Source organism: Prevotella sp. P3-122, assembly GCF_002251365.1.
Classification (GTDB): domain Bacteria; phylum Bacteroidota; class Bacteroidia; order Bacteroidales; family Bacteroidaceae; genus Prevotella.
Window position 1 is genome coordinate 39,649 of the sequence record NZ_NPJH01000092.1, and the last position, 13,390, is coordinate 53,038.

Annotated in this window: 9 protein-coding genes; 8 read left to right on the forward strand and 1 reads right to left on the reverse strand. The window is 51.0% G+C overall.

Annotation, left to right across the window (positions count from 1 at the left end; genetic code table 11):
* Positions 1–16 precede the first annotated feature (16 nt).
* The 5 genes from infB to CIL02_RS15000 all read left to right on the forward strand — a co-directional run bounded on the left by infB (position 17) and on the right by CIL02_RS15000 (position 7,843).
* Positions 17–2,878, forward strand: coding sequence for a translation initiation factor IF-2 (gene infB / locus CIL02_RS14980; protein ID WP_094402940.1), 2,862 nt, complete (start codon positions 17–19; stop codon positions 2,876–2,878).
* 137 nt (positions 2,879–3,015) lie between these two features.
* Positions 3,016–4,461, forward strand: a complete 1,446-nt coding sequence (sufB, locus tag CIL02_RS14985) for a Fe-S cluster assembly protein SufB (RefSeq protein ID WP_094402942.1) — start codon at positions 3,016–3,018, stop codon at positions 4,459–4,461.
* A 54-nt stretch (positions 4,462–4,515) separates the two neighbouring features.
* Positions 4,516–5,268, forward strand: coding sequence for a Fe-S cluster assembly ATPase SufC (gene sufC, locus CIL02_RS14990; protein WP_094402944.1), 753 nt, complete (start codon positions 4,516–4,518; stop codon positions 5,266–5,268).
* On the forward strand, positions 5,261–6,604 hold the full coding sequence (sufD, locus tag CIL02_RS14995) for a Fe-S cluster assembly protein SufD (protein WP_094402946.1): 1,344 nt from the start codon (positions 5,261–5,263) through the stop codon (positions 6,602–6,604). Before sufC ends, sufD begins: the two co-directional genes overlap by 8 nt.
* A 24-nt stretch (positions 6,605–6,628) precedes the next feature.
* Positions 6,629–7,843, forward strand: coding sequence for an aminotransferase class V-fold PLP-dependent enzyme (locus CIL02_RS15000; RefSeq protein ID WP_094402947.1), 1,215 nt, complete (start codon positions 6,629–6,631; stop codon positions 7,841–7,843).
* Positions 7,844–7,871: 28 nt separating this feature from the next.
* Here CIL02_RS15000 and CIL02_RS15005 read toward each other — a convergent pair whose 3' ends face one another.
* Positions 7,872–8,144, reverse strand: a complete 273-nt coding sequence (locus CIL02_RS15005; RefSeq protein WP_094402949.1) for a hypothetical protein — start codon at positions 8,142–8,144, stop codon at positions 7,872–7,874.
* Positions 8,145–8,351: 207 nt separating this feature from the next.
* Here CIL02_RS15005 and CIL02_RS15010 point away from each other — a divergent pair, with 207 nt between their 5' ends.
* The 3 genes from CIL02_RS15010 to CIL02_RS15020 all read left to right on the forward strand — a co-directional run bounded on the left by CIL02_RS15010 (position 8,352) and on the right by CIL02_RS15020 (position 13,388).
* Positions 8,352–8,960 carry a ribonuclease HII gene (locus CIL02_RS15010; protein WP_094402951.1) on the forward strand — a complete coding sequence of 203 codons (609 nt, stop codon included), beginning with the start codon at positions 8,352–8,354 and terminating at the stop codon, positions 8,958–8,960.
* Positions 8,957–9,856, forward strand: a complete 900-nt coding sequence (locus CIL02_RS15015; protein WP_094402953.1) for a YafY family protein — start codon at positions 8,957–8,959, stop codon at positions 9,854–9,856. Before CIL02_RS15010 ends, CIL02_RS15015 begins: the two co-directional genes overlap by 4 nt.
* 208 nt (positions 9,857–10,064) lie before the next feature.
* Positions 10,065–13,388, forward strand: a complete 3,324-nt coding sequence (locus CIL02_RS15020; RefSeq protein ID WP_094402955.1) for a SusC/RagA family TonB-linked outer membrane protein — start codon at positions 10,065–10,067, stop codon at positions 13,386–13,388.
* Positions 13,389–13,390: the final 2 nt, after the last annotated feature.

Genomic DNA, 13,390 nt, shown 5'->3' on the forward strand with positions numbered 1-13,390 from the left:
TTAAGGAATATTATTGATGAGCATCAGATTGAATAAAGCATTACGTGAGTTGAACATAGGATTTCAAACGGCAGTTGAATTCCTTGAGAAAAGAAGCGATATTGGAGAGGAGAAGCTTGAACTGACATCGAAGATCAGCGATGCGCAGTATTCTGCGCTCGTTGAGGCGTTCAAGCAGGATGCCGCCGTGAGAAACGAGGCGGAGAGACTGCTCCAGAAAAAGACTAAGGACAAGAAACGTGCTCCGGAAGCTAAGGACAACCGGGCAGAGAGCCTGCTCGAGTCGTCCTCGCAGCAGCAGTACAAGCCATTGGGAAAGATTGACCTCGACAGCATTGGCAAGCCTGTGGCAAAGTCGTCTGGTGCTTCAGAAGTTAAGGAAGAACCGAAGCCAAAGGCTGCTGCCGTCAGCCAGGCCAAGGAAGAGCCCGCTCCGAAGCCTGCTCCAGTAGCTGAGCCGGAGAAGCCGGCACAGGCACCAGTGGAGAAACCCGTGGAGGCGAAAGCCAGCAAGCCTGCTGAGCCTGCCGCGCAAGTATCTGCACCAAAGCCTAAGCCCGTTGCGGAAGCCAAGCCAAAGAAGGAGGAGGCGCCGCAGGCTAAGGCCGACAGCAATCCGGCACCTCAGGCTAAACCTGCTACCACGGACAATGGACAGCAGGCTCAACCAAAGGTGTTCCAGCTCAAGAGCGAGAAGAAGATGCTCAATGCCCCGAAGGTGAACGTCCTGGGAAAGATAGACCTAGATGCCCTTAACCAGAGCACTCGCCCAAAGAAGAAATCGAAGGAGGAGAAGCGCAGGGAGCGTGAGGAGAAAGCACAGCAGAACGGTGAGAGAAAGAAGCGCGCCAGAATTAAGGAGCGCGTGGATATTGCCGCAGCCGCACAGCCTGGCTCCGCAGCAGCCAACCCAGCGAAGGGACAGGGAAAGAAGAAGAAAAACCGCAACCGCAACCAGAAGCCGCTGGAGGTTAATGAGGAGGATGTAGCAAGGCAGGTAAAGGAAACCTTGGCACGCCTCACCTCGAAGCAGACACAGAACAAGAAGGGAGCCAAGTATCGCAAGGAGAAGCGCGAGGCCGTGCAGGAGAAGCTCAATGCCGAGGCAAAGGCAGAGCGCAAGGACAGCAAGACGCTGAAGCTTACCGAGTTCGTTACCGTTAGCGAGCTGGCGTCAATGATGGATGTAGGCGTCAATCAGGTAATCGGCACACTCATGGGGGTAGGCATTATGGTGTCCATCAACCAGCGTCTCGATGCCGAGACTATCAACCTTGTTGCTGACGAGTTTGGTTTCAAGACAGAGTATGTTAGTGCGGAAGTACAGGAGGCAGTAAGCGAGGAGGAGGATGACGAGTCAGATCTCGTTCCACGCGCGCCGATAGTCACTGTCATGGGACACGTCGACCATGGTAAGACCTCGCTGCTCGACCACATACGCAACACCAACGTCATCGCCGGAGAGGCCGGAGGCATCACACAGCATATCGGCGCATACAACGTCAAACTTGAGAACGGAAGAAGGATTACATTCCTCGACACTCCGGGACATGAGGCGTTCACGGCCATGCGTGCCCGCGGTACGCAGGTTACCGATATCGCCATCATCATCATCTCTGCCGACGACTCCGTGATGCCTACCACCAAGGAGGCCATATCGCATGCCCAGGCTGCTGGCGTGCCCATGGTGTTCGCCATCAACAAGATAGACAAGCCGGGAGCCAATCCCGACAAGATACGTGAGGACCTTGCCAACATGAACCTCCTTGTAGAGGAGTGGGGCGGTAAGTACCAGTGTCAGGAGATAAGCGCTAAGAAGGGTATCGGTGTCGAGGACCTACTTGAGAAGGTGCTTCTTGAGGCAGACATGCTCGACCTGAAGGCTAACCCTAACCGCAAGGCAACAGGCTCCATCATTGAGTCCTCGCTCGACAAGGGCCGAGGCTATGTGTCGACGGTGCTCGTGTCGAATGGTACCCTGCGTCAGGGTGACATAGTTATCGCCGGTACCAGTTGGGGACGTATCAAGGCGATGTTCAACGAGCGTAACCAGCGCATACAGCAGGCAGGACCTGCTGAGCCTTGTATCATTCTCGGACTCAACGGCGCTCCTACGGCCGGTGACTCGTTCCACGTTATGGAGACTGAGCAGGAGGCACGAGAGATTGCAGGCAAGCGCGAGCAGCTGCAGCGTGAGCAGGGACTGCGCACACAGAAGCGACTGTCTCTTGACGATATCTCACACCGCATTGCGCTCGGCTCGTTCAAGGAACTCAACATCATCGTCAAGGGTGATACCGACGGTTCGATTGAGGCTTTGTCCGACTCGTTCATCAAGCTCTCAACAGAGAAGGTACAGGTCAACGTCATCAGCAAGGCTGTTGGCCAGATTTCAGAGAACGATGTCATGCTGGCCAGCGCATCGGATGCCATTATCGTAGGCTTCCAGGTACGCCCGTCTTCGGATGCCAGAAAACTTGCCGACCGTGAGGGCGTTGAAATCAACACCTACTCTATCATCTACGATGCCATCGACGACATAAAGTCGGCAATGGTAGGAATGCTCGACAAGGTGAAGAAGGAAATTACCACCGGACAGGTGGAGGTAAGGCAGGTGTTCAAGATATCGAAGGTTGGTACCGTTGCCGGATGTCTCGTCATGGAGGGCAAGGTACACAACAAGGACAGGGCACGAGTAGTACGCGACGGTATTGTCGTGCATACAGCTGACATCAGTGCGCTGAAGAGATATAAGGACGATGTCAAGGAGGTGGCCATGGGTATGGAATGTGGCTTGAGCCTCGTCAACTATAATGACATTCAGGAAGGCGACATCATCGAGACCTTCACGGAAATAGAGGTGGAGCAGAAGCTGTAAATGGCTCTGTAGCAGCTGTCAGGCTGCGCTGCACCACAACTTTATGCCCTCTGCCCATCCTTGTCGCAGACCTGCGCCATACATCAGCATGACGCAGAGGCAAGGAGAGGCGGAGGATGCTTTATCATAAAACGTTTATGGCAGAAACAGGAAACAACGAGTTTGTGAGACAGGTGGCCGAGCAGAAATATGAGTTTGGCTTCACCACTAACGTCCACACAGATATTATAGAAAAGGGACTCAATGAGGATGTCGTAAGGCTTATCTCACAGAAGAAGGGAGAACCCGAATGGATGCTCGAGTTCCGGCTCAAGGCTTTCAATTACTGGAAAACCCTGAGGCAGCCTACGTGGGGACATCTGACGATGCCCGACATTGACTATCAGGCCATTTCATATTATGCCGACCCTCTTGCTAAAAAACCAAAAAACAAGGAGATTGACCCCGAATTGGAGAAAACTTTCGACAAGCTCGGCATACCACTCGAGGAAAGGCTCGCATTGAGTGGCACCGCCGTCGATGCTATAATGGACTCGGTGTCGGTGAAGACCACGTTTAAGGAGCAGTTGCGGGAGAAGGGAGTTATATTCTGCAGTATCGGTGAGGCAGTAAAGGAACATCCCGAATTAGTTAGGAAGTATCTTGGCACGGTGGTGCCATACCGTGATAATTTCTATGCCGCACTAAACTCTGCCGTGTTCAGCGACGGCTCCTTTGTATATATTCCAAAGGGAGTGAGATGCCCCATGGAGCTAAGCAGCTACTTCCGAATAAACGCGCGCAACACAGGACAGTTCGAGCGCACCCTCATCATTGCCGATGACAGCTCTTATGTGAGCTATCTTGAGGGGTGCACGGCTCCGATGCGTGACGAGAACCAGCTGCATGCCGCCATTGTGGAGATTATAGTCAACGATAATGCCGAGGTGAAGTACTCTACCGTGCAGAACTGGTATCCCGGTGATGAGAACGGAAAGGGAGGTGTTTTCAATCTCGTCACCAAGCGAGGCGAGCTCAGGGGAGTAAACTCCAAGCTGTCTTGGACGCAGGTAGAGACAGGGTCGGCCATAACATGGAAATATCCGTCATGCGTGCTGCGTGGAGACAACTCCGTGGCTGAGTTCTATTCCGTAGCAGTCACCAATCATTGGCAGCAGGCTGATACGGGCACAAAGATGATACATATCGGCAAGAACACCCGCAGCACTATCATATCGAAAGGTATCTCGGCGGGACACAGCCAGAATTCTTATCGTGGACTTGTCAGGGCTACCGCCAATGCCGACAACGCACGCAACTACAGCTCCTGCGACTCGCTGCTGCTGGGCAGCGACTGTGGTGCCCACACCTTCCCATACATGGACGCCCACAATGAAACGGCAGTGTTCGAGCATGAGGCAACGACATCCAAGATTAGCGAGGACCAGCTCTTCTACTGCAACCAGCGTGGCATACCCACCGAGCAGGCAGTAGGACTTATTGTCAACGGATATGCCAAGGATGTGCTCAACAAGCTGCCTATGGAGTTTGCCGTAGAGGCGCAGAAACTGCTCAACGTCAGCCTTGAGGGTACTGTGGGATGACAAATACGTAATAATCTGGGCGTAAATGACACGCCGCAAATATATGTTCACACAATGTTAGAGGTAAAGAACTTACATGCGACTATCGCAGACAAAGAGATATTGAGGGGCATAAACCTTACCATCAGGGATGGCGAGGTGCATGCCATTATGGGACCAAACGGATCTGGAAAGTCCACATTGTCAGCCGTACTTACAGGTAATCCTCTCTACACCGTCACCGGAGGAGAGGCCATCTTCAATGGCAAGGACTTGCTTCAGATGAAGCCGGAGGACAGGGCTCACGAGGGACTGTTCCTGTCGTTCCAGTATCCTGTGGAGATACCGGGTGTGTCGATGACCAACTTCATGAAAGCCGCCATCAACGAGAAGCGGAAGTATCAGGGGCTTGAGCCACTCAACGCTGCTGACTTCATAAAGCTCATGCGCGAGAAGAGGGAGCTGGTGGGACTCGACAGCAAGCTTGCCCGGAGGTCTGTCAACGAGGGCTTTAGCGGAGGAGAGAAGAAACGCAACGAGATATTCCAGATGGCAATGCTTGAGCCAAAGCTCTCTATCCTCGACGAGACCGACTCGGGCCTCGACGTTGATGCCATGCGCATTGTCGCAGACGGTGTCAACCGCATGCATACCGACAAGACATCGACCATAGTCATCACTCACTACGAGCGACTGCTCGAAATGATAAAGCCCGACGTTGTGCATGTGCTCTACAAGGGACGCATCGTCAAGACGGCAGGACCGGAGCTTGCAAAGGAAATAGAGACAAGGGGGTACGATTGGATTAAAGCTGAGGTCGATGAATAGCGAGAGACAATACATAGACCTATACTGCCAGTGCAAGGACGTCATCAAGGCTCACTCGGCGCAAGTCATGAACGACGTGCGCGACAAGGCTTATGAGGACTTCGTGGCTATGGGGCTGCCCGACAAGAAGGTCGAGCGTTACAAGTATACCGATATGCAGAAGCTGTTCGAGCCTGACTATGGATTGAACTTGAAGAGGCTTGATATTCCTGTAAACCCATACGATGTGTTCCGATGCGACGTGCCCAATCTGAGCACTTCGCTATACTTCGTTGTCAACGACAGCTTCTACACTAAGGCCGAGCCAAAGGGACACTTGCCCGAGGGGGTTATCGTTGGCTCTTTGGCAAAGGTTGCTGCTGACTGTCCCGAGCTGGTGGCAAAATACTATTCCCGCATAGCAAAGACCGGTGACGACGGCGTGACGGCGCTTAACACCATGCTCGCACAGGATGGCCTGTTCGTATATGTTCCGGCAAATGTTGTTGTCGACAGGGCCATTCAGGTCATAAATATCCTTCGCTCTGATGTCGACCTTATGGTAAATCGCAGGGTGCTCATAGTTCTTGAGAAAGGTGCTGAGGCAAAGTTCCTGTTCTGTGACCATGCTGCCGACGACCGTAATTTTCTGTCAACACAGGTCATTGAGGCATATGTGGGCGAGAATGCGTCGCTCGACCTCTACTGTCTTGAGGAAACCCACTACAAGAGTGTCAGGGTGAGCAATGTATATATCGAGCAGCAGGCCAACAGCCGCGTCAACCATAATGTCATCACACTGCACAACGGTGTCACCCGCAACAGGCTTGACCTGGTATTCAAGGGTGAGGGAGCAGAGTGCTATGCCAATGGATGCGTCATAGCTGACAAGAGCCAGCATGTTGACAACAATACCCTTATAGACCATCAGGCCGGACATTGCTGCTCACACCAATTATATAAATATGTGCTTGGCGACAGTGCCGTTGGTGCTTTCGCAGGAAAGATACTCGTACGTCATGGAGCACAGAAGACTACGTCGAACGAGATCAACCAGAACCTCTGCACCACACGCCAGGCAAGGATGTTCACCCAGCCTATGCTGGAGATATATGCCGATGACGTGAAGTGCTCGCATGGCTCTACAGTGGGACAGCTCAATGACGCTGCCATGTTCTACATGCGGCAGAGGGGTATCAGCGAGAAGGAGGCGAAGCTGCTGCTGGAGTTTGCCTTCGTCAACGAGGTTATCGACCAGATGAAGCTTGAGCCGTTGCGCGAGCGACTGCACTACCTTGTGGAGAAACGTTTCCGTGGGGAGCTGAACAAGTGCGAGGGATGCAAGCTGTGCAAGTAAGGATTTAAGGTGGAGGATGTTTTTATGTATGATATAGATAATGTAAGAAAGGACTTCCCGATATTGACAAGGGAGGTATATGGCAAGCCGCTGGTATATCTCGACAACGGTGCCACTACCCAGAAGCCCCTTTGCGTGCTCGATGCCATGCGTGACGAGTATCTCAATGTCAACGCCAATGTACACCGTGGCGTACACTATCTCTCGCAGCAGGCCACAGACCTGCATGAGGCTTCGAGGGAGACGGTGAGGAAGTTTATCAATGCCCCGAAGGTAGAGGAGATAATCTTTACCCGTGGAACAACGGAAAGCCTTAACCTTGTGGCAAGCTCTTTCTGTGACAGGTTCATGAAAGAGGGAGACGAGGTCATTGTATCAGTCATGGAGCATCATTCCAATATAGTACCTTGGCAATTGCAGGCCGCCAAGAAGGGCATTGCGCTCAGAGTGATACCAATGACCGACGAGGGAGACCTTATTGTTGATGAGTTCGAGAAGCTTATTAATGACAGAACCCGTATCGTCAGCGTTACGCAGGTCAGCAATGTGCTCGGTACAGTCAATCCCGTAAAGGAGATTATCAGAATAGCACACGAGCACAACGTGCCTGTGATGGTTGACGGAGCGCAGAGCACTCCGCACATGAAGGTTGATGTTCAGGAACTCGACTGCGACTTCTTTGCCTTCAGTGGACATAAGGTGTACGGCCCTACTGGCGTGGGCGTACTGTATGGTAAGGAGAAGTGGCTCGACATGATGCCGCCTTATCAGGGTGGAGGAGAAATGATAGAGAGTGTCAGCTTCGAGAAGACTGTTTTCGAGAAACTGCCTTTCAAGTTCGAAGCCGGCACCCCAGACTATGTTGCTACCCATGGGCTGGCCAAGGCACTGGACTATGTCTCCGCCTTGGGACTTGACAACATAGCCGCACATGAGCAATACCTTACCCGTTATGCCATGGAACAGCTGCAGACCATTCCAGGTATGCGTATCTTCGGGACTTCAAGCCATAAGGATGCAGTCGTGAGTTTCCTCGTCGGTGATATCCACCATCTAGACATGGGAACGCTGCTCGACAGGCTTGGAATAGCTGTACGCACAGGGCACCACTGTGCCGAACCGCTTATGACAAGGCTGGGAATCGCAGGCACCGTCAGGGCCAGTTTCGCACTCTACAACACTGTAGAGGAAGTGGACAGCCTTGTTGCTGGAGTGAGGAGAGTGAGTAGAATGTTCTGAACCAGAACTCAGCCGTTGATGATTCCGCCTAAAGGCTGTTGCGCAGTCGGAGTATGCTGTTTATGAACCATACCATGAGCAGTACACGTACCAGCAAGTTGCATTCTGCGGGAAAAACCGTAAGGAAGAAGGCCACTTGAACTTCTATTAGCTGCCAGGTCTGACCGTTGCTGAGCTTTTTGCCTATTATTCCAGAATAGTAGTCACGAAGCATGAAGAATGGAGCCTTCAAGATGTTGATAACGCTCAGGACAGTAGCTGCAAGGTTGGCATTGGCTGAAAGAGGGATGTTCTTTTCCATAATTGTATTGACTTTATGTGTTATTGTTCTTGTTCTGGGTGCAAAGTTAGTGACTTGTGGTGAAACGTCATTTCACTCAATCCTTGATTATGTTAAAAACTCTTATAACTATCAGCCTCCTCTTTAGAAACCTGCCAATAAGCGGCCTTTTATATATTAATAAGGTGGAATAGACAGATAAATATAAAACCTAAAAAAACTGTTATTATGCTTGAGGGACATTATTTTGACGGACTTGTAGAGGCTGGGTGCGATGAGGCTGGCCGTGGATGTCTGGCTGGCAGCGTATATGCGGCAGCAGTGATATTGCCGCCAGGCTATGACAATCCCGACCTTAACGATTCCAAGAAACTCACCGCGGCACGCCGCAATGCGTTGCGCAGGCAGATAGAGCGTGATGCTCTGGCGTGGGCTGTTGGCATCGTCACACCGGAGGAGATAGACAGTATCAACATCCTCCGTGCAAGTTTCCTTGCCATGCACCGTGCTCTCGACCAGCTGGCTGTACGTCCGCAGGCTGTCATCGTCGACGGCAACCGTTTCGTGCCATATCAGAACCTTCCCTATGCAACCATTGTCAAGGGTGACGGCAAATATCAGGCAATAGCAGCTGCAAGTATTCTGGCCAAGACCTATCGTGACGACTATATGGACGCCTTGGCAGAGGAATATCCCTTTTACGACTGGAAGAGCAACAAGGGCTATCCCACCAAGGCCCACCGCGAGGGCATCCGACAGCATGGCATTAGCCCCTATCACCGCAAGTCGTATAACCTGCTTGGCGACGGCCAGCTTTTTTTTGATTTCAAGGAATGAGCCATTCGCAATATGCCAAGCAACTCGACTTGCTCGCCATGCTCATAGATGGTGACAGTCATACGGCCGACGAGCTGTGTCAGGTTCTGGGCACTACCCGCCGCAATCTTTATTACTATTTCTCTTTTCTCCGCGACTACGGTTTTGAGCTTGTGCGCACTCCTGGAGGAAAATACTATATCGGTCCTCATTCCCCATTCTTCAGGAATATCGCCCGTTCGGTAGACTTTACCTCTGAGGAGGTGAGCTATCTTTTCAGCCTGCTCGCAGGAACAGGCGACAAGAGCCCTTTGCAACATTCGGTCAAGCGGAAGCTTGAGCGGTTTTATGGCCTTTCGGGTTTTGTCGATGACGCCACACGCAGACGTGTTACATCCCATGCTGAAATTCTCAATAAGGCTATCGGCCAGCGTAAGATAGTATTGCTGAAAGACTATTCCTCGCCTCACAGCAAGACGGTGTCGACACGTGTCGTCGAGCCTTTCCTCTTTCTCAATGAGCAGGCCGACATCAGATGCTACGAGCTGTCGACACATACCAACAAGACATTCAAGCTCTCGCGCATAGGCAGCGTTGTCATCACCGATGCCGACTGGGCTTTTGCCGACTGCCATAAGCAGGTATATACCGATATATTTCTCTTTTCAGGCGATACCCGCCATCATATCTCTCTGCGTATGGGACAGTTGTCCCACAACCTTATGCTTGAGGAATACCCGCAGTCGGAGAAGTGTTTTACACAGGAGGACGACAACCATTGGCTGTTCTCGACAGATGTGGTGAGCTATCTGGGCATAGGAAGGTTTGTCCTCGGACTTTTTTCTGACATTCAGATAATAGGTGATGAAGGCTTCAAGAAGTATGTGCGTAACATGCTGGAAAAAATGAAATTGTGAGCTTTGAGGCCCTAACTCTTGCAGTTTGTTGCGTTTTTTGGGCATTTCGTAATAAAACACCTACTTTTAACTTGTTTATTTTGTGTATTTAATAAAAATAGTATAACTTTGTGCCCTAAAAGGTTAACATCTTATATTACTTTAAAGTTTGTATTCTCTCCGTTCAAGGAAAAAGATTATACATTTTTATAACTATCATAATAAAATTATGAATAAAAGACTAAGCGTGATTTTGGCAAGTCTGTTCCTTTTTGTGGGGATGGCCTTTGCCCAAAACAAAATCTCTGGAACGGTAGTCTCTGCTGAAGACGGCGAGCCTGTTATTGGTGCGTCTGTTATGATACAGGGAACCAAGGTTGGAACCGTTACTGATGTTGAAGGTAAATTTACCCTTTCATCCAATCGTGCCAATCCTATGTTGGAAATCAGCTACATAGGTATGGTGTCGCAAAAAGTTAAGGGTTCCAGCAACATGGTAGTAACGTTGCAAAGTGATTCAAAGACCATTGACGAGGTTGTGGTAACCGGTATGGTCAAAGTAGACAAGCGACTGTTCTCCGGCTCTACGTCGAAGATTGATGCTGCATCGGCAAAGCTCGATGGTGTTGCCGACATCAGCCGTTCGCTTGAGGGTAAGGCGGCAGGTGTGTCGGTACAGAACGTATCGGGTACCTTTGGTACGGCCCCGAAGATACGTGTGCGTGGTGCCACGTCAATCTATGGTAGCTCAAAGCCGCTATGGGTAGTCGACGGAGTCATCATGGAGGACGTTGTTGAGGTAAGTGCCGACCAGCTGTCATCGGGTGATGCCAACACCCTTATCAGCTCGGCCATTGCAGGTCTTAACTCCGATGACATCGAGAGTTTTGAAATCCTCAAGGACGGTTCCGCTACTTCTGTATATGGTGCCCGTGCCATGGCAGGTGTGATTGTTGTTACCACCAAGAAGGGTAAGGCAGGACAGGCACGCATCAGCTATACCGGTGAGTATACCATGCGTTTGAAACCAAGCTATTCTACCTTTAATATTATGAACTCCCAGGACCAGATGGGTGTCTATCAGGAGTTGCAGCAGAAGGGCTTCCTCAACTTTGCCGAGATTTCAAATGCTGCCAACAGCGGTGTATACGGCAAGATGTATGAGCTTCTCAACACTTACGACCCCGCAACAGGCCAGTTCGGGCTTGCAAATACCGATGAGGCCCGTGCCGCATACCTGCGTGATGCTGAGTACCGCAACACAAACTGGTTTGGTGAGCTGTTCTCCAACTCCATTCAGCACAACCACTCCGTTAGTATCACTGCCGGTACGGAAAAGGCACAGTACTATGCCTCAGTAAGTGCCATGTACGACCCGGGATGGTACAACAAGAGTGCCGTAGAGCGATATACCGCCAATTTCAATGCCAACTACAAGCTTTCCAAGAAGCTCAATGCCGGCATCATTGGTAACGCCTCTTATCGTAAGCAGGAGGCACCGGGTACTATCAGTGCCACCACAAACCCTGTAACCGGTGAGGTGAGCCGCGCGTTCGATATCAACCCTTATTCGTATTCGTTGAACTCTTCGCGTGCTCTCGACCCAAATACTTTTTACACCCGTAACTATTCTCCGTTCAATATCTTCCATGAGCTGGAGAACAACTATATCGACCTCAACGTAGTTGACTTCCGTATGCAGGCATCGCTGTCGTACAAGCCTATTACAAAGGTTGAGCTTACTGCCCTCGGTGCCGTGAAGTATGCCGCTACAACAAGCGAGCATAACATAAAGGACAACTCCAACCAGGCACAGGCTTACCGTGCCATGGGCAACTCTACTATCCGCAAAAACAACAACTATCTGTATACAGACCCCGACGATATCTATGCCCTGCCTGTTACCATCCTTCCCAATGGAGGTATTCTCGACAGAACAGACAACCGCATGTTCGGCTATGACTTCCGTGCATCGGCAGCCTACAATGATGTCTTCAACGAGGACCATATCGTAAATCTCTATGGTGCTATGGAAATCAACTCTGTGGAGCGTCACAGCACATGGTTCCGTGGATGGGGTATGCAGTATTCTATGGGTGAGACACCGTCATGGGCTTATGCCGTGTTCAAGAAGAGTCAGGAACAGGGCGCCGACTACTATAGTCTCGCCAATACCCACGAGCGTAGCGCTGCCTTCGTAGGTGTGGGAACTTACTCTTGGAAGCGCCGCTATTCCATCACTGGTACATACCGTTATGAGGGTACCAACCGTATGGGTAAGAGCCGCAGCGCACGCTGGATGCCTACATGGAACGTGTCTGGTGCATGGAACGTACACGAGGAGAGCTGGTTCAACAAGCTTCAGCCTGCCTTGTCAAACCTTACGTTCAAGTTGAGCTACTCGCTGACTGCCGACCGTGGACCAAGTTCGGTTACGAACTCACGTGTGGTAATCATGGCCGAGAACCCTTGGCGTCCCTCTGCCGGCGACAATGAGTCGAGTCTCTATATAGCACAGCTTGCCAATAACGAGCTGACATACGAGAAGAAGCACGAGCTGAACTTCGGTATCGACGCAGGCTTCCTCAATAACCGCATCAACTTTACATTCGATATCTACAGCCGCCGCAACTACGACCTTATCGGTGTAATCAATACTCTGGGTACCGGTGGTGAGCCAAGAAAGTTTGGTAACGTCGCAAAGATGAAGTCGAACGGTGTCGAGATTGCATTGAATACCGTAAACATCAAGACCAAGGACTTCACATGGACCACCGACCTTATATACAGCCACATGCACAATGAGGTGACTGAGCTGAACACCCTCAACAGAATGTATGACTATATTTCCGGTTCTGGTTTCACCATGCCGGGCTATCCGCAGCGAAGCCTGTTCTCTATTCCTTTTATGGGACTCAACAACGAGGGTCTGCCTACATTCCTCGACCAGGACGGCAACGTCAGCGTAACTGGTATCAATATGCAGGAGTACGATCCCGAAAGGCTGAAGTTCCTGAAGTATGAGGGCCCTGTAGACCCGACAGATGTCGGCTCGCTCGGCAATGTGTTCCGTTACAAGGGCGTAACGCTGAACCTCTTCATCACCTATTCTTTCGGTAATGTGGTACGCCTTGACCCTGTGTTCTCAAGCTCATACAGCGACCTTACTGCTACTCCTAAGGAGTTCAAGGACCGTTGGGTGAAGCCGGGTGACGAGAATTTCACAAATGTTCCTGTCATTGCCAGCAAGCAGCAGCTCAACAACATCGCATTTCTGTCAAGAGCTTATCAGGCATACAACTACAGCACTGAGCGTGTGGCAAAGGGCGACTTCATACGCATGAAGGAGATTTCTCTGGCCTACGAGTTCCCGAAGTCTATCACCCAGCCGCTTCGTCTGTCGAACCTTTCGCTGAAGCTCATGGCAACAAACCTCTTCCTTATCTATGCCGACAAGAAACTCAACGGACAGGATCCGGAGTTCTTTAACGCTGGTGGTGTTGCCAACCCAATGCCAAAGCAGTTCACACTTACATTGAAACTTGGAATCTAACA